General features: G+C 68.9%; 21 protein-coding genes and 1 pseudogene. 5 read left to right on the top strand and 17 right to left on the bottom strand.

Annotated elements, in window-relative coordinates:
* Positions 1–62 precede the first annotated feature (62 nt).
* Positions 63–611 carry a peptide deformylase gene (gene def, locus AB0E63_RS34050; protein ID WP_360375316.1) on the bottom strand — a complete coding sequence of 183 codons (549 nt, stop codon included), beginning with the start codon at positions 609–611 and terminating at the stop codon, positions 63–65.
* Between the two features lie 161 nt (positions 612–772).
* On the opposite strand from def, the gene AB0E63_RS34045 reads away from it, so the two are divergent.
* Positions 773–2,089, top strand: a complete 1,317-nt coding sequence (locus tag AB0E63_RS34045) for a C39 family peptidase (RefSeq protein WP_360375314.1) — start codon at positions 773–775, stop codon at positions 2,087–2,089.
* The gene (locus AB0E63_RS34040; protein WP_360375312.1) at positions 2,089–3,231 is read left to right on the top strand and encodes a hypothetical protein; all 1,143 of its coding nucleotides are present in this window, start codon (positions 2,089–2,091) and stop codon (positions 3,229–3,231) included. The genes AB0E63_RS34045 and AB0E63_RS34040 overlap by 1 nt, the downstream gene beginning before the upstream one ends.
* 132 nt (positions 3,232–3,363) lie before the next feature.
* Here the strand turns inward: AB0E63_RS34040 and AB0E63_RS34035 are convergent.
* The 3 genes and pseudogenes from AB0E63_RS34035 to AB0E63_RS34025 all read right to left on the bottom strand — a co-directional run.
* Positions 3,364–3,492, bottom strand: a pseudogene (locus AB0E63_RS34035) (DUF1707 domain-containing protein); the annotation flags it as partial.
* 9 nt (positions 3,493–3,501) lie between these two features.
* Positions 3,502–4,119, bottom strand: coding sequence for an HAD family phosphatase (locus tag AB0E63_RS34030; RefSeq protein ID WP_360375310.1), 618 nt, complete (start codon positions 4,117–4,119; stop codon positions 3,502–3,504).
* A complete protein-coding gene (locus AB0E63_RS34025; protein WP_360375308.1) occupies positions 4,116–5,090 on the bottom strand; it encodes an AsnC family transcriptional regulator in 975 nt (324 codons plus the stop codon). Before AB0E63_RS34025 ends, AB0E63_RS34030 begins: the two co-directional genes overlap by 4 nt.
* A 97-nt stretch (positions 5,091–5,187) precedes the next feature.
* On the opposite strand from AB0E63_RS34025, the gene AB0E63_RS34020 reads away from it, so the two are divergent.
* Positions 5,188–6,516 carry an MFS transporter gene (locus AB0E63_RS34020; RefSeq protein WP_360375306.1) on the top strand — a complete coding sequence of 443 codons (1,329 nt, stop codon included), beginning with the start codon at positions 5,188–5,190 and terminating at the stop codon, positions 6,514–6,516.
* On the opposite strand, the gene AB0E63_RS34015 is transcribed toward AB0E63_RS34020, so the two are convergent.
* On the bottom strand, positions 6,449–7,663 hold the full coding sequence (locus AB0E63_RS34015; protein WP_360375304.1) for an MFS transporter: 1,215 nt from the start codon (positions 7,661–7,663) through the stop codon (positions 6,449–6,451). The genes AB0E63_RS34020 and AB0E63_RS34015 overlap by 68 nt on opposite strands.
* A gap of 72 nt (positions 7,664–7,735) precedes the next feature.
* Here AB0E63_RS34015 and AB0E63_RS34010 point away from each other — a divergent pair, with 72 nt between their 5' ends.
* Positions 7,736–8,725 carry a helix-turn-helix domain-containing protein gene (locus AB0E63_RS34010; RefSeq protein WP_360375302.1) on the top strand — a complete coding sequence of 330 codons (990 nt, stop codon included), beginning with the start codon at positions 7,736–7,738 and terminating at the stop codon, positions 8,723–8,725.
* Here the strand turns inward: AB0E63_RS34010 and AB0E63_RS34005 are convergent.
* The 10 genes from AB0E63_RS34005 to AB0E63_RS33960 form a co-directional block, all read right to left on the bottom strand.
* Positions 8,722–10,746: a primosomal protein N' gene (locus AB0E63_RS34005; protein WP_360375300.1), complete on the bottom strand. Its 2,025-nt coding sequence runs from the start codon at positions 10,744–10,746 to the stop codon at positions 8,722–8,724. The genes AB0E63_RS34010 and AB0E63_RS34005 overlap by 4 nt on opposite strands.
* A gap of 93 nt (positions 10,747–10,839) precedes the next feature.
* A complete protein-coding gene (gene metK / locus AB0E63_RS34000; protein WP_360375298.1) occupies positions 10,840–12,033 on the bottom strand; it encodes a methionine adenosyltransferase in 1,194 nt (397 codons plus the stop codon).
* A gap of 182 nt (positions 12,034–12,215) precedes the next feature.
* Positions 12,216–13,328: a winged helix DNA-binding domain-containing protein gene (locus AB0E63_RS33995; protein ID WP_360375296.1), complete on the bottom strand. Its 1,113-nt coding sequence runs from the start codon at positions 13,326–13,328 to the stop codon at positions 12,216–12,218.
* A gap of 41 nt (positions 13,329–13,369) precedes the next feature.
* Positions 13,370–14,668 (bottom strand): bifunctional phosphopantothenoylcysteine decarboxylase/phosphopantothenate--cysteine ligase CoaBC, encoded by a 1,299-nt coding sequence (gene coaBC, locus AB0E63_RS33990; protein ID WP_360375294.1) that lies wholly within the window; start codon positions 14,666–14,668, stop codon positions 13,370–13,372.
* 33 nt (positions 14,669–14,701) lie between these two features.
* Entirely contained in the window at positions 14,702–15,007 is a 306-nt protein-coding gene (rpoZ, locus tag AB0E63_RS33985; protein WP_360375292.1) for a DNA-directed RNA polymerase subunit omega, read from the bottom strand.
* 2 nt (positions 15,008–15,009) lie between these two features.
* Positions 15,010–15,696 carry a guanylate kinase gene (gmk, locus tag AB0E63_RS33980; RefSeq protein ID WP_360375290.1) on the bottom strand — a complete coding sequence of 229 codons (687 nt, stop codon included), beginning with the start codon at positions 15,694–15,696 and terminating at the stop codon, positions 15,010–15,012.
* Positions 15,693–16,007, bottom strand: a complete 315-nt coding sequence (gene mihF / locus AB0E63_RS33975) for an integration host factor, actinobacterial type (protein ID WP_360375288.1) — start codon at positions 16,005–16,007, stop codon at positions 15,693–15,695. Before mihF ends, gmk begins: the two co-directional genes overlap by 4 nt.
* A gap of 150 nt (positions 16,008–16,157) precedes the next feature.
* Positions 16,158–16,532 carry a hypothetical protein gene (locus tag AB0E63_RS33970; RefSeq protein ID WP_360375286.1) on the bottom strand — a complete coding sequence of 125 codons (375 nt, stop codon included), beginning with the start codon at positions 16,530–16,532 and terminating at the stop codon, positions 16,158–16,160.
* 109 nt (positions 16,533–16,641) lie between these two features.
* Positions 16,642–17,001, bottom strand: coding sequence for a hypothetical protein (locus AB0E63_RS33965; protein WP_360375320.1), 360 nt, complete (start codon positions 16,999–17,001; stop codon positions 16,642–16,644).
* Between the two features lie 18 nt (positions 17,002–17,019).
* The gene (locus AB0E63_RS33960) at positions 17,020–18,018 is read right to left on the bottom strand and encodes an EamA family transporter (protein ID WP_360375284.1); all 999 of its coding nucleotides are present in this window, start codon (positions 18,016–18,018) and stop codon (positions 17,020–17,022) included.
* Between the two features lie 68 nt (positions 18,019–18,086).
* Between AB0E63_RS33960 and AB0E63_RS33955 the strand changes: the two genes are divergently transcribed.
* Entirely contained in the window at positions 18,087–18,968 is an 882-nt protein-coding gene (locus AB0E63_RS33955) for a LysR family transcriptional regulator (protein WP_360375282.1), read from the top strand.
* On the opposite strand, the gene AB0E63_RS33950 is transcribed toward AB0E63_RS33955, so the two are convergent.
* Complete coding sequence (locus tag AB0E63_RS33950; RefSeq protein WP_360375280.1) at positions 18,910–19,932, bottom strand: DUF4037 domain-containing protein; 1,023 nt, start codon at positions 19,930–19,932, stop codon at positions 18,910–18,912. The genes AB0E63_RS33955 and AB0E63_RS33950 overlap by 59 nt on opposite strands.
* A gap of 122 nt (positions 19,933–20,054) precedes the next feature.
* Entirely contained in the window at positions 20,055–20,909 is an 855-nt protein-coding gene (gene pyrF / locus AB0E63_RS33945; RefSeq protein WP_360375278.1) for an orotidine-5'-phosphate decarboxylase, read from the bottom strand.
* Between the last annotated feature and the right edge of the window lies 1 nt (position 20,910).

The raw sequence follows: 20,910 nt of genomic DNA, 5'->3' as shown, positions 1-20,910 counted from the left end.
GTTGGCAACGATCGCCTCGAGAGCGGTGACCGCGGGCTCCGGCGTACCGGCAAAGACGACTCTCACAGGCCGAATCCGTTCGTCGGGTGGGGGGAGACCTTGATCTGCGGTGGGCGGGACAGGCCGGACCACTCGGCCTCGCGGATCGCCTTCATCGCCTGCTTGCGGGTCGCGGTGTCGAGCCGGTCGACGAACAGGATGCCGTCCAGGTGATCGGTCTCGTGCTGGATGGCCCGGGCCAGGAGCTCGGAGCCCTCGATCACGACCGGGTCGCCGTACATGTTGAAGCCCTTCGCAATCACCGAGAGCGCGCGGCGGCAGTCGAACGTCAGACCGGGGATCGACAGGCAGCCCTCCGGGCCGAACTGCTCCTCGGCGGACAGCGTCAGCTGCGGGTTGATCAGGTGCCCGAGCTCACCCTCGACGTGGTACGTGAACACGCGCAGGCCGACCCCGATCTGCGGCGCGGCCAGGCCGGATCCGGGCGCGTCCTGCATGGTGTCGGTGAGGTCCGCGACCAGGCGGCGCAGCTCGGCGTCGAAGTCGACGACCGGCTCGGCCTTCGTGATCAGGACGGGGTCGCCGAACAGGCGGATGGGTTGGACCGACACAGACTCTCCACAGCACTCCGCGAACCAGGACCGGCCAAGTCTAGTTGGCTCCGCGCGGGGATTCAGACGGCAGGGGCCTCTCCACATTGTTGCCACGAGCACGTACTGTGGTCTCAGGCGTACCTACAGTCACTACCGTCTCACGCCCAACGGGAGAACCAATGCCCACAGCAGCACGGGGGGCAACTCTGATCATCCTGGGTGCACTTCTGGCCCAGGCGCCCCTGACCGCCGCCGCGTACCAGCCGCGCGATCCGGAGCCTTCCAGCCCGTCGTCCATCGCGGAGCCCGCACCTGTCACCGCGACCCCTACTCCAACGGCAACCCCCACCGAGACTCCGACTCCCACCGCCACCGCGACGCCGAGTCAGCCGATGCCCGAGCAGCCGGCGGCGCGGTCGTGGAGCGACGTGGTCAAGCAGGTGACCGAAACGTCGCCCGGCGACCTGGAGCTGCGGTCGGCGGACACGTCCGCGCAGGCGTCCTCGATGATGCGGTGCTTCAAGCTCGACGAGGAGAACTACTGTCTCGGACTCGGCTTCGTCGACCAGGTGCCGACAGGTGCCCAGGTGCGGGCGATGCTCAGCCCGCCGAGCGTTCGTACGGACGGTGATCTCGGAGTCGAGCAGGACATCCCGACCGGCGATCTGACCCCGGCCGCGTTCGTCGCGGAGCGGGCATCGATGCCGAAGAGCGCCCGCGTCAACGCCGAGCTCGACGAGCTGCAGGCAGCCTGGGACGGCCGGGACAAGGCACGGTCGCTTCGCCTCCTGGCTGCGGCCGACGCAGGCGATCCCACCACGCCAACTCCAACACCTACTCCCCCAACGACTCCTACGCTGACGCCTCCTACACCGCCGACTACCCCCACCCGGACGGCTCCCACGCAGGGCACGCCGACGCCGGTTCCGCCAGCGGCACCCGTGAAGGTGCCGGCTTCGGCGTACATCATGAAGGGGTTCCAGACCTCGCAGGAGAAGGGGTACTGGTGTGGCCCGGCGACGTTCCAGTCGATCGACTGGGCCGACGACAACCAGAAGGACACCCAGGCGTCCTGGGCGAAGGACCTCGGCTCGACCACGTCCGGTACGGCGATCTCCGCGATGGTCAAGCAGACCAACCTGAAGACGGCCTGGCCCAAGTCCGCCGGCACCTACGTCGTGCAGAACGTGGCGAGCTGGAACTCCCAGACGTTCTTCACCGTGCACCAGAAGCACCTCGGCGTCTACAAGGCCCCGGTCATCGAGCACGTGCAGCTGCTCAAGCGGTACTTCCCCTACCTGGCCTTCAACCACAGCGGCCATTACCAAGTCGGCCGCGGCTACGACAAGGCCAAGGGCACGATCGCGATCTACGAGGTGTTCAACGAGCGCCGGTTCAACAGCCGCGGCAACGTGACTGACGGCCCGAAGAACATCCCGGCGAGCGCGTTGTTCAACGCTACCCTGGCGAACTCGTTCAAGAACATCGGGCTTTGATGCGCCGTACCACCGTTGCCGTAGGCACCCTCTTCGTCCTGCTCCTGGCCGGCTGCTCATCCTCACCCAATGACGCCGGCCCGACAGCAACGCCGAGTGGGACGCCGACCGCGACCCCGACAGGCAAGCCCGAGACCCCGGGACCGCCGACCGACTCCGGTACGGCGATCCCGGTCTGGGCGAAGGTCCTGCGGCAACCGGTGGACGGGCAGCACCTCGTCACCCAGCAACGCAAGTACGTCGTCACCCGCGGCAGCGACGAGGCCGGCACCACCACAGTGCAGGACCGGACCAGCAAGAAGATCGTGGTCCGGCACACCCCGGCCGCCGGCTTCGTCGCCCAGTCGCCCGTCGTCATCGACGACCACTGGGCCCTGATCGAGGACATTCGCTCGGACGGACCCGACCCGCAGATCAAGCTCTTCCGCTACGACCTCACCACCGGCCGCACCGGCACCCTCGGATCACTACCGCCGGTCTCCGAACCCGAGATCGGCGCGTACGACGGCACGTTCGCCTACAGCTCGACCGACGCCAAGAACCGCTCCTGCCTGATCGTCGCCGACCTCGCGACCCTCAGCTCGCGCACTATCACCTGCACCGCCGCCCCCGGCTACCTCGCCGACCCAGTAGTGTCCGCCGACACCGTCACCTTCAGCGAGATCACTGCCCCCGAGACCGCCCACCGCTGCAAGCGTCTCCAGACCGCCTCGTTGTCCGGAGGTCCCGCCCGACCAGTGCCCGCGGCAACCAACTGCATCCAGTGGAGCGGCGCGTCCTTGCGTGGAGCGACCGTGTGGTCGGAGGTCGGCGCGTCCGACCCCGACCAGTACCAGAGCAAGGCCTACGTCCGTGAGTCCGCCGACTCCCCCGTCCGCGCACTCGGCGTGGTCGTCACCGACACCATCATTGCCTGCGGCAACTGGACCCTCTGGGAGATCAGGGCCGTGAGCAACGGTGACGACAGCTACCAGATCGACCGCTGGCGTCCCGGCCTGGCCAAGCCGCAACGCATCTACGCCGGCAAGCCCGGCACCGCCCTCACCCCGATGACCTGCCAGAACAACACCGTGTACGTCGAAGCCGCGTACCTCTCGACCACCCCGACGTACACCGAAACCATCTCCGCGACCGTCGGCTGACCTCAGCGCCAGGAGTGGCGGATGCGTAGGCGTCCGAACCCCATGGTTCCGGAGATGCGGATCTGCGGCCCCCCGGAGCCCGCGCCTCGCCGGGTCGTGTAGTGCGAGTCCTTCCACCAGCGCCGAATCGAGCTCGTGGTGCGTCCTGGCGGTCAGCACCTGATCGAGGCGCCGATCCATCTCATCGTCGGAGAGCTGCCCCTCCGAATACGCCTGCTGCACACGCTGGACGGCCGCGTCCCGGTCGCCTTCCCTGATCACCGTTCCACTTTAGACGTCGAGCCCCCGGCTGCGGAGCTGGTCGCGGAGGTTCGCGGCACCGGTGAAGAGCTCGGCGTCGAGTCCGACCGTACGGGCGCCGTCGACGTTGTACTGCATGTCGTCGGTGTAGAAGGTCCGAGCGGGGTCGAGACCGAAGCGGTCGATCAGGATGCGGTAGATCTTCTCGTCCGGCTTGACCGTCTGCTCGACGCCCGACACGACCTCACCGTCGAAGTGGCTGAGGATCGCGAACGCTTCCTTGGCCACCTCCCACTTCTCCGCCGAGAAGTTCGTCAACGCGTACGTCGGGATGCCGAGCGCACCCAGCTCCGTCAGCACGGCCGCCGTGTCCTCGAACACACCCTTGACCATCTTCAGCCAGCCGCTGTCGTACGCCTCGATCCACTCGGAGTGCTCCGGATGCAGGCTGGTGAGCTCCGCGACCGCCTCGGCCCACGGGCGACCCTCGTCCTGCTTGTGGTTCCAGGCCGGCGTGGTCACGTTGGTCAGGAAGTGCGTCCGCTCCTGCTCATCGGGGATCAGGTCGGCGTACAGGTAGTCCGGACTCCAGTCCAGCAACACCCCACCGATATCGAACACGACCACGTCGATCATCCGCTCGCTCATGCCCGCAACCCTACGAGACCCGGGGTGAAGGGCGCGGCGGATTTCAGGGTGCGGAGGATGGGGACGGTTTCGAGCGCGGTGATGGGTTCGACCGCGCCGAGCTGGTGGGTGAGGTAGGCGTGCAGAGCGTCGGGGCTCGGGCAGAGCGCGTGCGCGACGAGGTTCGTGCGGCCCGTGGTTGCAGCGACGAAGGCGAGCTCGTCGTGCTCGGCCAGGGCGCGGCCGACCGCGTCGGCGTGTGCTGGTGGGACGGACAGCCAAAGCATGGCGCTAGCGGTGACGCCGAGAGCTCCGGGGTCGACGTCGACGTCGAAGAAGAGCGCTCCCGTGCTCTGCAGTTCCTCGAGTCGCCGGGCCACGGTCGCGGACGACCAGCCGGTGCGTACGGCGAGGTCCGCGAGAGTCGCCCGCCCGTCCTCACCGAGCGCGGTGAGCAGCTTCCCATCTCCAGCTGAGAGCCCCCGGCCCGCGACACCCTCGATCCTCCGCGTGCGGAGGCCGGCCTCCTGGGCCGGGGTCAGGCTCTTGGCTCGACCGCGCCAGGCCGTGGGACCACCGACGTACAGATGCAGCAGGTAGTGCGCCGACACCGACGTGATCCCGGAAGTGCGCGGGATGTCGTGCAGTAGCAGGGTGTTCCCGTCGCTCGGCGTGGTGTGGACGATCGCCATGATCTCGGTCCCGCCCGAAGCCAGCTTGATCCAACTGGTGTCGGGCCGACGGGCAAGCGCCACCGCGAGATCTTGGGCGGCCTGCGGCGTCGCGGTCAGGCGAACCAGCCACTGCGACCGCCCGGCCGCCTGCGGATCCGGCAGACCGGCCACCCGCAGCCCGGCCTCCGCGCGCAGCCGGTTGTAGCGCCGCGCGACCGTCTGCGTGGACACACCGAGCACTTCCCCGATCCGGCTGTACGGCGCCCGCCCGTCGAGCTGCAGCGCGTGGATCAGGCCCCGATCGATCTCGTCCAGCATGGCAAGATCATCGCCCACTACAGCCACACATGGAAGATTCCACCAATTCCGCAGCACCAGATGGAAGCACCCAACACGCACCGGGATCGTTCAGCGCATGACGAACACACGATGGGTGGGCCTGATCGCCCTCCTGGTAGCGGAGGCGATGAACCTCCTCGACGCCACGATCGTCCAGGTCGCAGCCCCGGTGATCCACGCCGACCTCGGCGGCCGGACCGCGGACATCCCCTGGTTCAGCGCGGCGTACACCCTGCCTTTCGCGGCGCTGCTGATCACCGGTGGCCGGCTCGGCGACCTGCTCGGCCGGCGCCGGGTGTTCCGGATCGGCGTCACCGGGTTCGTCCTCACATCGACCGCATGCGCTCTCGCGCCCCAAGCCGGCGTACTGATCGGAGCTCGGGCGATCCAGGGCATCACCGCAGCGTTGGTCATCCCCCAGACGATCGGTCTGATCAGGTCGAGTTTCACCGGGCCTGAACTGTCCAAGGCACTCGGGACGATCGGGCCGGTGATGGGCCTCGCGGCGATCTCCGGTCCGCTGCTCGGCGGCTTCATCACCGACGTCAGCTCGTGGCGAGCGGTCTTCCTCGTCAACGTCCCCCTCGGCCTCGGCGTACTCGCGCTGGCCCACCTGCTCCCCGAGTCACGCTCGCCGCAGCGCCCGAAGGTCGACGTCATCGGCACCATCCTGCTGACCGCCAGTACGGCGCTTGTCGTCTATCCGATCCTGCAGTCACGCGACTGGTGGTTGCTGCCGGCGGGCATCGCCGTACTCGGGTTGTGTCTGCTGCAGCAACGCCGGAGCCGGGGACGGCTGATCGAGATGAGCCTGTTCGCGCACCGTGGGTTCGCTCCGGCGCTGCTCACGTCGACGCTGTTCTTCGCGGTGATGAGTGGCTTGACGCTGGTCGTCGTACTGCATCAGCAACTAACTCTCCACCACGGCGTCATGCGCTCCAGCCTCGCGCTCCTGCCGTGGTCAGCCGCCTCGGGGATCGCCTCGCTGGTCGCCGGTCAGTGGCTCGTCGGCCGCTTCGGATCCAGGCTCAGGTACGCCGGCCTCGGCGTACTCCTGGTCGGCATCGTCGCCGCCGCCTCCTGGCTGCTCCCGGGACTCGCGATCGCCGGTGTCGGAGTCGGGCTGTTCACGACCGCGTTCTTCACCGAGGCACTCCACCGCGTGCAGCCACACGAGACCGGGTCAGCGGCCGGCTTGCTCAACGCGGTGCAGCAGTTCGGCGCGACGCTCGGTGTCGCCGGGTTCGGCAGTGTGTTCCTGCATCACCCGGTGACGCTCGAGCGGGCGTTCTGGATCGCGGCCGCGATCATCGTGGTGACCGTCGGGACCGCTCACCTCATGCGGTCGCCGCGTTCGCAGCGGCACGGGCATGCAGTGCCGGCGCCAGCGAGTACTGCCCGATGAAGATCACCACGCCGAGCAGTGCGCAGCCGATCCAGGTAGCGGTCGGGCCGAAGTGCTCGAGCGAGTTCGTCCCGGCCAGGGGTCCGACCACTGTGCCGACGCCGAAGGCCATCCCGGATAGGCCCATGTAGCGGCCGCGCAGGTCGACGGGAGCGAGGTCGGCGAACACCGCGCCGATCACTGCGGCGAACCCGATCTCGCCGATCGTCCACACCACCACCGACAGCCCGTAGCCCCACCAACTGTGGACCACGGCGCCGACCCCGAACCCGAGCCCGACCACGAGCATCGACGCGGCGAGCAGCTTCGGCCGGTCGAACTTCACCAGCCATGTGCCGAGGAACGGCTGGACCAGCACGATCACCACGCCGTTGAGCGCGATCACCAGACCGTACGTCTGTGACGGCAGGCCGTCGTCCGCCATCGCGAGCGGCAGCGTCGAGTACCCCTGGAAGTAGATGGTCGCGTAGCCGATCTGGATCAGGATCATCAGCAGGAACACCGTGTCGCGCAGCGCCACCGGCAGCACTGGGCGCCTGGCCACACCCTCTTCCAGCGCCGGACGACTTTCGGGCACCATCGCCCAGATCACGAGGCCCGCGATCGCCGACGTACCGGCGTTCAGCCAGAAGAGCAGCCCATATCCAACCGACGCCAGGACGCCAGCACTGACGGTGGACACGGAGAAGCCGAGGTTGATCGCCCAGAACAGCAGCCCGTACGCGCGGACCCGCTCGCCCGGCTCGAGCAGGTCGGCCACGGTCGCCTGCACGGCCGGGCGGAAGAGGTCACCGAGCAGACCGACCAGGAACGCCGCCACCCAGATCATCACCATCGCCCGGGCCGAGCCGAGCAGGATCAGCGCGGCAGCGGTGCCGAAGAAGCAGATCAGCATGGTCAGCCGGCGCCCGACGCGGTCGGCCAGCCAGCCGCCGACGAGCTGCGCGACCACGGTTCCGGCGCCGACCGCGGCCGCCACGGCACCCGCCGTACCGGCCGAGAGGTGACGGTCGTGGGTGAGGTAGAGGACCAGGAACGGCTGCACGAAACTGCCGAGCCGGTTGACCAGTTGGCACACCCAGAGCGCCCAGAAGGCTCGGGGCAGAGTGGTCGGCGTGGGCGCCCCGACAGCAGCGGCAGTCGTCATGAGCACAACTCTCAGGCTCCGCCCGATCGCTGTCGACGATTAGGCAGAGAACTAATCAGCTAGAGTGGGGCCGTGATCACGATCAGGCTGAACGCTGAGGACGTGGGCCGGATCCGGTTCGCCCTGTCGCCGGTCTGGGAGGCCGTCACCAGTGTGCGGGCGCTGAGCAACAACACGGCGCGGAGCGTGCACGGGCCGTGGCTGCAAAAGGTCCGGCCGATCATCGAGGGCCCGGACCTGATGTTGCTCAGGGCATTGATCCCGCCGGTCGGCTATATCCCGGACTTCATCACGCCGGCGCCGCCGAGGCGATCGACCAGCCTGGAGTCCGGCCTGGCCGCGATCGCCGCCACCCCGCACCACCTCGTGGTGGACGAGCTCGGCAAGTTGCACCACGACACTCCCCATCCGCTGCTGCCGGATCTGATCGCGCACCCGGGCAAGGCACTCGACGTGATCACCTCGGCGCTGGAGACGTACTGGCGGCGCGCGATCGAGCCGGACTGGCGACGGATGCGCTCGCTGCTGCAGGAGGATCTGGCCTTCCGGCTGGATGAGCTGGCCAGTGGCGGCATCGAGCGGTTGTTCCGGAACCTGCATCCGTCGGTGCGGTTCACCGGCGATCAGATCGTGGTCGATCGACCGTTCTGCTGCGACGGCGAGCCGATGGCCGGGCAAGGTGTGCTGCTCGTGCCGTGCGTGTTCACCTGGCCGGCGGGGTTGGCGGTGACCGCGGCGCCGCACGTGCCGACGATCACCTACCCGCCGCGCGGCCTCGGCCGGCTGTGGGAGGACCGGCAGGACACGACCGACTCACCGCTCGCGGATCTCGTCGGCCGGACGCGCGCAGCGATCGTCAGTCACCTGGATCTGCCGATGTCGACGACGCATCTGGCGCACCAACTCGGGGTGTCGGCGCCGACGTTGAGTGTGCACCTGAGCATCCTGCGCAACGCGGGCGTGGTCGACTCCCGCCGCGACGGTCGTGCGGTGCTCTACTACCGCACGACCCTAGGCACGCAGTTGCTGACCGCGTCGACTCCCCTGGCCACGACTGCCTAGCCGAAGCTCGGCGGATCGACCTGGACCCGGACCGATCCCGGATTCTTCTTGGCGCTCCGGGTGGACTGGGCTTCCTTCAGCGCGCGGACCAGGGCTGTGCCATGCGAGCGCGGAGTTCGCACGACGGCTCGGACGGTTTCGTCGTCGACGTCTACCGGCCCCAGAACCTCCAGGCCGGTCTGCGCGGGCAGGAGGTCGCGGAGGCGGGCGATGAGGTCGGCGACGGACTCCGAGGGCCCGGTCAGCTCGGCCAGCTTGGCGGCCGGGGCCAGGCGCGCGGCACGACGTTCCTCGATCTCGCGGGTCGCATAGCCCTCGGGACTCCACCGGACAACCGCTTGCAACGGCAGGGCGGACGGATCGCCGACGAGGATGACCGTGCCCGACGGGCGGACTAGCGCGGCCGCATTGAACCAGCGACGGACCGCCTCCTCGGGTGCGCGCAGGTCCGGGCGGGCGAGCATCAACCACGTGTCGAGCAGCAGCGCCGCACTGTAGCCACCTTCGGCGACCGGCTCGGCGCCCGGTGTGCTGACGATCAACGCCGGCTTGTCCGGTATGACGTCGAGCATGTTGTCGCCCCCCGACGTACGGACGACGAGGCCGGGAAACGCCCGCCCCAGCTCCTCCGCCGTACGACGAGCTCCGACGACCGCCGCACGCATGCGGGTGTCACCGCACTCCGGGCAGCGGTGATCCGTCGCCGGCCGGCCGCACACACTGCAGCTCGGCGGCCCCGATCCACCAGTACGACGCAACGTCCCACCGCACGTCGAGCACCGGGACGGCGCCCGGCAGGTCTGACACACCAGGCTTGGCAGGTACCCGGCGCGCGGCACCTGCACCAGCACCGGCCCCGACCGTAGTCCCTCACGCGCGATCTCGAACGCCCGCTTCGGCAACCGCGCCGCTCGAGCCGCCGGGTCACGCGCCAGGTCCGTGTCCGACTCGCCCGCGATGTGCAGCGCCGGAGCCGCAGCCCTGATCACCGACCGGTCCGCGATCAGCTCGTTCGCGAACCCGGACTCGACCAGTGCGGCCGCCTCCGGGGACCGCGCGAATCCGCCGAGCAACACCGCACACTTCTGCCGGAAAGCCCTGAGCAGCAAGACTTCCCGGGCATGCGGGTACGGCGCCCGCGGCTCGGCGTACGAATCGTCGCCGTCGTCCCACAACGCGACCAGCCCGAGATTCGCCACCGGCGCGAACGCGGCCGCCCGGGTCCCGATCACCACCCGCGTACATCCCCGCAGCGCCGTAAGAAACGCCCGGTACCGAGCCGTTGGCCCAAGGTCCGCCGACAGCGCGACGAACCCGGTCTCCCCCAGCACGGCCGCACACGCCGCGGCCAACCGCTCGAGGTCACGCGCGTCCGGCACCAGCAGCAACGCACCCCGACCGGACGCCGCACACACCGCCGCCGCCTGCGCGAACGCGAGCGCCCAATCAGCCCCCGGTACGGCGGTCCAGATCGCACGCGGCGACTCCGAACGCGCAACCGCATCCAGGAAACCAGCCGGGTACGCCGACCACTCGGAGCGCGAGGTGGACAGCGGAGGCGGCGCGGGCTGGGTGCAGCGCAGTGGCTCGCCCTCGACCTTCGCGTGCCGGGGCGGGACCGCCAGCCGGGTGACGTCCGCGAGGACTCCGGCGTACCGGTCGGCGACCGCGCGGCACAGGTCGGCGATCTCCGGCGTGAGCACCTGCTCGGGCGAGACGACCTTGCGGATCCGGGCCAGCTTGCCGTCGTGGTCGGAGGATTCGAGGCGATCCAGGACGAAGCCGTCCAGGTCCTTGCCGGCAAAGCGGACCTTCACCCGCGCACCGGGCTGGGCGGCGTCGGCCAGGTCGTCAGGTACGAGGTAGTCGAAGGGCCGGTCGAGGTGCGGCAACGAGACGTCGACCGCGATCCGGGCGACCGGCAGCGTCGCCGTGATGCCGGCGGGCTCCTTGGTCCGCGACTTGCGAACGGTGTCGCGCAGCAGGGTCAGCTGCTCCGGCGAGTCCCCGTTCGATGTCACCGGGAAACTCTAGTCCGCCGCGACGACAGTGCGTGGGACGCGGCGACCCGGCTGTGGACAACTGCCACAGCCGGGTCGTCGGAGCTTTCGTCGTTACCCGTTGATCGCGGCCTTCAGCGCCTCGACGCGGTCGGTCCGCTCCCAGGTGAAGTCCTCGCCGGTGCGGCCGAAGTGGCCGTTGCGCGCGGTCTGGGCGTAGATCGGCCGGAGCAGGTCCAGGTCGCGGATGATGGCCGCCGGACGCAGGTCGAACACCTCGCGCACCGCGTCGGCAATCTTGTCCACCGGCACCTTCTCGGTCCCGAAGGTGTCGACGTAGAAGCCCACCGGCGCGGCCTTGCCGATCGCGTACGCGACCTGGCACTCGACCCGGTCGGCCAGCCCGGCGGCGACGATGTTCTTCGCCACCCAGCGCATCGCGTACGCCGCCGACCGGTCCACCTTGGACGGGTCCTTGCCGGAGAACGCGCCACCACCGTGCCGCGCCATGCCGCCGTAGGTGTCGATGATGATCTTCCGCCCGGTCAGCCCGGCGTCGCCCATCGGGCCGCCGACCTCGAACCGGCCGGTCGGGTTCACCAGCAGCTTGTAGCCGGTCGAGTCGATGTCGAACTGCTCGAGCACCGGGTCGACCACGTGCTTCTTGATGTCCGGCGTCAGCATCGAGTCCAGGCTGATGTCGGACGCGTGCTGGCTGGACACCACCACGGTGTCGACGCGGACCGCCTTGTCACCGTCGTACTCGATGGTGACCTGGGTCTTGCCGTCCGGCCGCAGGTAGGCCAGCGTGCCGTTCTTGCGGACCTCGGACAGCCGCTCGGACAGCCGGTGCGCGATCGTGATCGGCAGCGGCATCAGCTCGGGCGTCTCGTTCGACGCGTAGCCGAACATCAGTCCCTGGTCGCCCGCCCCCTGCAGGTCCAGCTCGTCCTTCGACGCGTCCGACCGCGTCTCGTACGCCGTGTCGACACCCTGCGCGATATCCGGCGACTGGCTCCCGATGGCGACCTGCACCCCACAGGACGCGCCGTCGAAACCCTTCAGCGACGAGTCATAGCCGATCTCGAGGATGCGCGACCGCACGATCCCCGGGATGTCGACGTACGCCGTCGTGGTGACCTCGCCCGCGACCACGACCAGACCCGTGGTGATCAGGGTCTCGACCGCCACGCGGCTCTTCGGGTCCTCGGCCAGCAACGCATCGAGGATGGAGTCGCTGATCTGGTCAGCGATCTTGTCCGGGTGACCCTCGGTCACGGACTCGGACGTGAAAAGGCGCCTCGCCACAGTTCTCCCTCGAATCCACTTGTGCCGCGCGGCGTGTCACGGCCGCGCGATCCCCCCATGCACCGGCGGTTGGCGATGCATCTTGGGAAGTATGCCAGCAGTTTCCCCCGGAGTCCCGGTAACGCTCCGAAATCATCCGGAATGCGAGATTCGCGACCATATTCTGGGACACCGTCCCGGATTCAGGCGTGCGGACCGACCGTGACGTCGCCCACGGTGAGCGACGGGGTGCAGGCCAGGATCGCCGCCAAACGATCCACCTCGGCGTCCAGCAGGCGGCGCCGGCGGCGGTTCAGCGGCGTGATCGCCTCGACGGTCACGTGCAGTGTGCGGCCGGACTTCTTCTGGTGCCAGACACCGGCGACGATGCCGTCGACCAGGAGCAGCGGGTAGTTGCCGGCCTGACCGCGCGCGGTGGCCCTGGTGAAGGCCTTGCCGGGGAAGAGGAGTTCCCTCGGGAAGCTGCCGACGCCGTACGCATCGAAGTACGGAACGAGCCGCACACCCTCCGCCTTCTCCTCGGGGAAGTCGTCGTCGCCGGGTGCGAGCCACGCGGTCTGGCCGGCCAGCTCGACCTGCGGCAGGTTGTCGAAGTACGGCCTGACGAAGGTCGGCGTGGTCTTGAGCCAGCGGGCGAACTGCTGCGGTGTGGCCGGGCCGTAGGCGTAGAGGTAGCGGTGCAGGAGTTCGGTGAGCGCTCTCTCACTGGGCAGCGGCTCGAACGGCTTGAAGCGGTGCGGGTTCGAGTACGTCGTACTCCGGCCGCGGTTCGGTCCGTAGCAGAGGACACCGGCGTTGGCGGCATCCGAGATCGCCTGACGCCACCGCGGCCAGTACCCCTGGAACGCGGGCATGACAAGATCGCCGGCCCACGCGCCGGTACGCCGTACGACCTCGTCCGTGAGTTCGTCGACGGTCAGGTCGTCGTGGGCCAGCGCTTCACCGACCGCGGAGATCACCTCCGCAGTCTGGCCGGGAGTCATCCGCATCACCTCAGGCACCTGTGCACCGGGCGGCAACGCGGACAGCGCACCGGTCCACAGTGGTAGGTCGTCGAGTGGCAGCAGGTGCACCGTTCCGCGCGGTCCGAATGTCTTCACCAAGCCAGCTGCTTGCTGGACGGTCTCCCGCGTCGCATCCGCGACCCGAAGTGCCACCGACAGCTCCCCCGCCGCCAGGATCTGCGCATGCGCCCCACACATCGCCCGTACGCCGTCAACCGGCGTCGCAGCGGGCTCGGTCAGGTAATGCCGCTTCATCCGCCGCGCGACCACGGACTTCCAGGTGAGCTCCATACCGCTGACGCTAGAGCCTGAAGAGGACAGCTTCTGTCCTCTTAGTGCCAGTGGGCGGCGACCAGGTTCCAGATGACGCCGGCCAGGGCGTCCTTCGAGCCGGACGGGACCGGAAGGGCGCTGCCTTTGCGGTCGAGGATGACGGCCTCGTTCAGATCGCTGCCGAAGACCTTGCCGCCGGAGACGTCGTTCACGACCAGCAGGTCGCAGCCCTTGCGCTCGAGCTTGGCGCGGCCGAGCTCCAGCACGCTGTGTTCCGCGTCGCCGGTCTCCGCGGCGAAGCCGACGATCACCTGCTCGGCGCGGGCGCGATCGTGCGAAACGGTCTGCAGGATGTCGGGATTCTGCACCAGGTTGACCGCGGGGACCGAGCCGTCGGCGGTCTTCTTGATCTTGTGCTCGGCGACGTCGGCCGGGCGGAAGTCGGCCGGGGCCGCCGCCATCACGATCGCGTCCGCGTCACCCGCGCGGCCGGTGATCTCGTCGTACAGGTCGCGGGTGCTGGTCACCGGGACCACCTGCACGCCGGCCGGGTCGGGCAGCTCGGAGTTCGCCGCGACCAGCGTGACCTTGGCGCCGCGGGCGGCCGCGATCCGGGCCAGCGCGTACCCCTGCTTACCGGACGAGGAGTTGCCGAGGTAGCGGACCGGGTCGAGGTGTTCACGGGTCCCGCCGGCGCTGATCAGGACCTGCTTGCCGGTCAGGTCGGCAACCGACTGACCGGCGGCGCGGGCCGCCTCGTCGGCAAGCATGAGCTGGCTGATCGCGAAGATCTCGGACGGCTCCGGCAAGCGTCCACGACCGGTGTCGGCGCCGGTGAGCCGGCCGACTGCCGGGTCGAGCACAGTGATCCCGCGGGACCGCAGGGTCTCCACGTTCGCCTGCGTCGCCGGGTGCTCCCACATCTCGGTGTGCATCGCGGCCGCGAACAGGATCGGGCAGCGGGCGGTCAGGAGTGTGTTGGTGAGCAGGTCGTCGGCCAGGCCGTGCGCGGCCTTGGCGATCAGGTTGGCCGTCGCCGGAGCCACCACGACGAGCTCAGCCGCCTTGCCGATCCGGACGTGCGGGACCTCTTCCACGTTGTCGAAGGGGTCAGCGGTCACCGGCTGCCCGGACAGCGCCGCCCAGGTCGCCGCCCCGACGAACTCGAGCGCGGCCGCCGTCGGCACCACCCGCACGCTGTGTCCGGACTCGGTCAGCCGCCGCAGCAGATCACAGACCTTGTACGCCGCGATGCCGCCACCGACGCCCAGGACGACGTTCGGCCGGGCCTTCGCGGGAACCACAGAAGCCCCCGGGCCAGGAACGGCCTCGGGGGTCTGGTCACCGGTTGCGGACATCAGCTGGGACTCCGTTCCCGGTCGGTGTGAACGCTACTCGGACTTCTCCGCGGCAGCGGCTTCCGCCTCCGCCTCGGGGTCGATGTCGGTGCAGGTCAGCACGCCCTCGTTGATCTCGCGCATCGCGATCGACAGCGGCTTCTCCTGCACGTGCGTCTCGACCAGCGGCCCGACGTACTCCAGCAGGCCTTCGCCGAGCTGGGAGTAGTAAGCGTTGATCTGCCGCGCCCGCTTGGCCGAGTACAGCACCAGCTTGTACTTGGAGTCGGTGCGGGTGAGCAGGTCGTCGATCGGCGGAGAGGTGATGCCGATGGCGACGGGCTGGTTGTTGCCAGACAAGGTCAGCTCTTTCCAGAGATGGAGGGTGATCGAATCAACTTTACCAACTGATCAGCGGCTTCCCGAACCGACGCGTTCACGATCGTCACGTCGAACTCCTTCTCGGCGGCCAGCTCGAGCGTCGCGGTCTCCAGCCGGCGCTCCCGCTCCTCGGCCGTCTCGGTGCCCCGGCCGACCAGCCGGCGGACCAGTTCGTCCCAGCTCGGCGGGGCCAGGAAGACGAACTGCGCCTCCGGCATCGTCTCGCGGACCTGGCGGGCGCCCTGCAGGTCGATCTCCAGCAGCGCGGGCCGGCCCTCGGCGAGCTTGTCGAGCACCGGCTGCTTCGGCGTCCCGTACCGGGCCGCCTTGTGGACGACCGCCCACTCCAGCAGCTCGCCGTCGGCGATCATCCGGTCGAACTCGTCATCGGACACGAACAGGTAGTGCACACCGTGCACCTCGGCCGGCCGCGGCTTGCGGGTCGTCGCCGACACCGAGATCCAGATGTCGCCGAACCGCTCGCGGATCTCCGCCGCGACCGTCCCCTTCCCCACCGCCGTGGGGCCGGCCAGCACAGTCAGCCGCGCGGGCGGACCACCGGCGGCCGTGGGTCCTCCTGTCGCCGGCTCGTTCGTCGTGTTCTTCGCGTGCGTGGTCATCGTCACACCAGTGTCCAACGAGCCGGTCAGGATTTCGGTTTGGCTCACTCGGCGAATTCGCGCTCGAGCGCGGCAATCTGGTTCGAACCGAGGCCGCGCACCCGCCGCGTCTCCGAGATTCCCGCCCGCTCCATGATCTGCTGGGCGCGGACCTTGCCGACGCCGGGGATGCACTGCAGCAGCGCACTGACCCGCATCTTGCCGATCACGTCGTTCTTCTGCCCCTCGTGGAGCACCTCCGTCGGAGACGCTCCCGAATGCCGGATCCGATTCTTGATCTCGGCTCGCTCACGCCGCGCCGCCGCGGCCTTGTCCAGAGCCGCCGCTCGCTGCTCCGGGGTCAAAGTAGGAAGTGGCACCGTCTCACCTGTCCCGTTGTATGGCTTCGCAAGGGAACCTAACACGGGTACGGGCGGCACAAGCCCCCAGCGCGGCGATGAGGCCGAACCAGGCCCCGGAACCTGCCCGGATCGACCGTGTCAGGGCCGATCCAGGGCTCAATCCAGCGCTTAGTTGAGCGCGGGGACGTCGACCTTGCAGGAGTCCTTGGCGTGCGTGGTGATGGCCTTGTACGCCGTCATCACACCGCCGGTCTCCTTGCTCAGCTGAGCCAGCTCGACCCGGTCCGAGCCGGCCTTCTTCGCCTTCTCGGCGAACGCCACCACGACTGCCCAATCGTCCTTCACACCGTCCGGCGCGGACTCCTGCAGCTTCTTCGCGTCGTCGAGGATCTTCACGTAGTCGGCCGGCTTCTGCGGGTCGACGTTCACCGCGCTCGCGGCGTACTTGGCCAGGTCCACGCAGTAGGCCTGTTCATCGGTGCAGGCGGTCAATGTCGCGGCACCGGCGATCACGGTCAGGGCGAGGGCGAGTGTGCGCTTCATCGGTCCGACACTACCGGTGGTCACCAAATGATCCGAAACGAATACATTCCGCAACCTTTGTCACGGGAATCCTGCGAGGGCGGCGGGGACGGCCGCCGCCCTGGCCGGGTCAGCCTTCGAGGTCGACCTTGCAGGTGTCCTTGGCCTGCTTGGTGATCGCGTCCATGGCCGGCTTGATCTTGTCGCCGTCGTTCTTGGCCAGCTCGGTCAGCTTGCCCGTGTCGCCCTTGGCGTCGACCGCCTTCTCGGCGTAGTCGATGACGACCTTCCAGTCGTCCTTCAGGTCGTCCGGCGCCGCCTTCGACACCGACTTCGCCTGGTCGAGCATCTTGCCGACCGCACCGGAGTCCTTGATATCGAGGTCCTTCGCCGCGTCGGCATAGGTCTTCAGCTCGCCGCAGTAGTCGCCGCCCGAGCAGGCCGTCAGCATGCCGACGCCCATGGTCACTGCCGCCGCGATGGCCGCCACCTTACGCAATTCGGTTCCTTACTGTGTCGCGCGGGAAGACCGTCGCTCCCCGTCCGCCGACACCTTTCCGAACCGCGGGGTCACGAGCCCGTCGGGCACGCCGTGAACAACATCGCACGCCCCGACTGGAACCAGGCTGTGATCTGCCGCGTCGTTCGAGCTCACTTGAGGTACGGCGTCCGCCCTGCCACCGAACGAGATCGCGACCGCGTTGGCGGACACGATCACCCCGATCGCCAGCCAGTCGAGCGGACCGAGGTGCTGATCGAGGACGACGAGCCCGACGAGCGCCGCGAGTACCGGGTTGACGCTCATGAACACCCCGAAGAACTGCGCCGTCACCCGGCGCAGGGTGAGCAGGTCGACCAGGAACGGGACCGCCGACGACAGCACCCCCGCGACCAACGCGTACGACGCGGCCGCGAGCGTCGGCGGATGGTGCCAGAGCATGATCACACCGATCGGGATGTAGACGAGCCCGGACACCCCCGCGGCGGCGGCCGAACCGGTTGCCCCCGGCAACTCCCGGCCGACGGCCCGGTTCAGCAGGATGTAGCAGGCCCAGCAGACCGCGGCCAGCAGCCCGAGCCCCACGCCCAGGTAGTCCGTCGTCGCCTGCGGCCGGGTCAGCAGCACCACCGCCGGTGCGGCCGCGAGCGCACACAGCAGATCGAGCACCCGTCGCGATGCCAGCAACGCAACCGCCAGCGGGCCGAGGAACTCCAGCGTCACCGCCAGCCCCAGCCCGACCCGGTCGATCGCCGTGTACAGCGACACGTTCATGACCGCGAACACGGCCGCCAGCCCCAGCACCGGCCGCCACTGCCGGGCCGTGATGGATCGCAGCCGCGGCCGCCCGACCGCGAGCAGCACCGCGCCCGCCACCCACTGCCTGATCGCCACCACGCCCACCGGCCCGATCACCGGGAACGCCAGCGCCGCGACCGAAGCACCCACCTGCGTCGAGAGTCCACTCCCGAGCATCATCACCATGCCGGCCAACCGGTCTCGCCTCATGCTCAGAGGGTCCGGTCCACGGTCGCCTGCACAAAATGCATCGAAGGCGTTATCTATACGCTGGAGTCATGGATATCCGGCAGTTGCGGTGCCTCGTGGGGATCGTGGACGCGGGGACGTTCACCGACGCGGCGATCGAGCTCGGGATTTCGCAGGCCGCGGTCTCGCGGAACCTGCTCGCGTTGGAGCGGGAGCTCGGCGTACAGCTGCTGCATCGGACCAGCCGGTCAGTGACGCCCACCAGCGCCGGGGTTCGGGTCCTGGCGCGAGCGCGGCACATCCTGGCCGAGGTCGACGAACTGGTGACCGAGGCGACCAGCGGACACACGCGGTTGCGGATCGGGCATGCATGGTCGGCGCTGGGATCGCACACAACGGAGTTCCAACGGCGGTGGGCCGCCGAGCATCCAGGCATCGAACTGCAGTTCGTCCGGACGAATACGGCAACTGGTGGCCTGGCGGAAGGGCTGTGCGACCTCGCGGTGGTGAGGTCGCACCTCGACCTCAAGCGGTTCGCCCACGTCCTCCTCACCCAGGAGCAGCGGTACGGCGTTCTGCCCGCCGACGACCCACTGGCCCGGAAGCGAACGCTGACCCTCGCGCAGCTCCAGGACCACACGCTCGTGATCGACCGCCGGACCGGAAGCACCACGATCGACCTGTGGCCCGAGAACGCGCGTCCGCGGATCGAGTACACCCATGACGTCGACGACTGGCTGGCCGCGATCGCGTCCGGCCGCTGCATCGGGCTGACCCCGCAGGCCACCACGACGCAGTACCGGCGCGACGGCGTCGTCTACCGGCCGATCCGCGACGCACCACCGGTGGACGTCCACCTCATCTGGAACCGTCAGGACCCGCACCCGGCGACCCAGACGGCCGTGGACCTGCTCACCGAGCTGTATCGAACACCGCGAGCAGCTGCCCACGCCACCGGGCGGGCCACATGATCTCCCTGAGCTGGTCGATCCCGCCGACCGGCCAGCGCTCAGCGATCTCCCGCACCGCCGGGTCCTTGATCTCAGCGGCGAGTGGGCCGACGTAGTCACCCCAGACCACCTTGAACGGCCGTCCGCACATCTGCTCGATCCCGAGCTCCACCGCCGGCGTGATTTGCAACGAGTTGTAGTTGCGTCCGATCTCCTCGTACGCCGTCATCAACGCGGCCTCGCGGTCCTGCCATGACTCCGCCCGCAGCACGGTCCGCAGGATCGGCCCCAGCGACGGACCACAGGACAACCGGGAGAACGCCGTACCGAACCATTTGGGGTACGGCGCGTACTTGCGCTCCAGCAGGAAGCACAAGTGCATCAGCTCCCGCACGAGCCGCGCGCCGATCAACCCCGATCCAAGCTCGTCACCCACGAACCCGGTCCGCCCGACCAGGTTGACCTCCGGATGAACCCGCCACCACCCGGCGACCAGCAGGTAGAGCCAGACATCACGCGGGTAATAGGCGAACCTTTCCCGCACCTCGGCCAGCCCGACCTCGTCGTGGAACACCGCGCCGGCGGTGACCGTGGACAGGTTCTGTTCGGAGAATGTCAGCCAGTCCCGGGCAGTGATCTCCTGGCCGAGGTCGAAGTTCAGTTCCTGCTGGAAATACCCGGACAGCGTGTACACACCGAATTCGGTGTCATGATCCGCGAACCGCGCCGGCACCTTCTGCCGCAGCGCCTCGGTCACGGCGTCCGCGTGGCGCACGTGGTCCTCGTCCCGCAGGAACAGCTGTACGCGCGGCTCCCAGTTGTGATCGGACGACATCGCATCGTCGTACCCCAGTACCTCAGACCCCCGGCCGAGCAACGCCGCGCTGTGCGGCAACCCGGGGAAGGCGGTGTCGAGCACCGGCCGCACCGCTTCGGAATAGAACCGCCGGCTCATCTCCTGGCCGGACACGAAATCAGTAGGCATGCCAATGACGGTCGCATGCCAAAGCCGCAGAATTCAAGAAAAACAGACCAAATGGCGCGAAATTACTTCGCGCCATTCAGCGGTTTCTGTAAATCAAATTCTACCGGTCCGGACCGGCTTTGTCAGTATCCCAATACCGTCCGGAACGCGTCGTTCGCCCGATCCGCCGCATCCTGCAGAGCGCCGGCCGACGGACCCGCGCCGAGGATCTCCCGCGAGCTCGCCGGTACGACGTTCCGCACCGCCGACCCGAAGACCTTCGTCAGCCCCTCGGCCGTGCCACCTTGGGCGCCCAGACCCGGCGCCAGGAGCGGGCCGCGGATGTCGAGGTCCTCGTCAGTGGACGCAATGGTCGCGCCGACGACGGCACCGAACGAACCGAGTGCGCCCGGGCCGGCGTCACGGAGGTCGCTCGTGTTCAGTTCACGCAGACCATCCAGCACCGCACCGGCCACCGTCGGACCGGCGGCCGTCCGCGCCGACTGGAACTGCGGCCCCTCCGGGTTCGACGTCAGCGCGAGGACGAACAAACCCGCACCCGCCGCGCGCGCCTCGTCGATGGCCGGCTGCAGCGAGCCGAAGCCGAGGTACGGGCTGACGGTGAGGGCGTCACACGCCAAGGGGCCCTTCTCGGCGAGGTACGCGGAGGCATAGCCGGCCATCGTCGACCCGATATCGCCGCGCTTCGCATCGATGATCACCAGCGCGCCGGCCTCCCGCAGCCGGATCGTCGCCTGCTCGAGGACGGCGATCCCCGCCGACCCGAAGCGCTCGAAGAACGCGGACTGCGGCTTGAACACCGCGACCCGGTCGGCGAGTGCGTCGACGACGCCGTACGTGAAGGACGCCAGGCCCTCCGGCGTGTCCGGCAGGCCCCACTGCTCGAGCAGGTGAGCGTGCGGGTCGATCCCCACGCACAACGGCCCGCGGGCGTCCATGGCGGCCCGCAGCCGGGTGCCGAAGGGTTCGTTCCTCATG

The organism is Kribbella sp. NPDC026596, from assembly GCF_040638415.1.
GTDB lineage: Bacteria > Actinomycetota > Actinomycetes > Propionibacteriales > Kribbellaceae > Kribbella.
This window is presented reverse-complemented; position numbering and strand designations above follow the sequence as displayed.

Coding starts and splice junctions, on each gene's coding strand:
- AB0E63_RS33995 (WP_360375296.1), bottom strand. CDS start 13,328: ATGGAGCTCACCTGGAAGTCCGTGGTCGCGCGGCGGATGAAGCGGCAT.
- AB0E63_RS34020 (WP_360375306.1), top strand. CDS start 5,188: ATGACGAACACACGATGGGTGGGCCTGATCGCCCTCCTGGTAGCGGAG.
- coaBC (WP_360375294.1), bottom strand. CDS start 14,668: ATGTCCGCAACCGGTGACCAGACCCCCGAGGCCGTTCCTGGCCCGGGG.
- AB0E63_RS34040 (WP_360375312.1), top strand. CDS start 2,089: ATGCGCCGTACCACCGTTGCCGTAGGCACCCTCTTCGTCCTGCTCCTG.
- AB0E63_RS33955 (WP_360375282.1), top strand. CDS start 18,087: ATGGATATCCGGCAGTTGCGGTGCCTCGTGGGGATCGTGGACGCGGGG.
- AB0E63_RS33950 (WP_360375280.1), bottom strand. CDS start 19,932: ATGCCTACTGATTTCGTGTCCGGCCAGGAGATGAGCCGGCGGTTCTAT.
- AB0E63_RS34030 (WP_360375310.1), bottom strand. CDS start 4,119: ATGAGCGAGCGGATGATCGACGTGGTCGTGTTCGATATCGGTGGGGTG.
- AB0E63_RS33970 (WP_360375286.1), bottom strand. CDS start 16,532: ATGAAGCGCACACTCGCCCTCGCCCTGACCGTGATCGCCGGTGCCGCG.
- AB0E63_RS34045 (WP_360375314.1), top strand. CDS start 773: ATGCCCACAGCAGCACGGGGGGCAACTCTGATCATCCTGGGTGCACTT.
- pyrF (WP_360375278.1), bottom strand. CDS start 20,909: ATGAGGAACGAACCCTTCGGCACCCGGCTGCGGGCCGCCATGGACGCC.
- AB0E63_RS34015 (WP_360375304.1), bottom strand. CDS start 7,663: ATGACGACTGCCGCTGCTGTCGGGGCGCCCACGCCGACCACTCTGCCC.
- AB0E63_RS33960 (WP_360375284.1), bottom strand. CDS start 18,018: ATGAGGCGAGACCGGTTGGCCGGCATGGTGATGATGCTCGGGAGTGGA.
- AB0E63_RS34025 (WP_360375308.1), bottom strand. CDS start 5,090: ATGCTGGACGAGATCGATCGGGGCCTGATCCACGCGCTGCAGCTCGAC.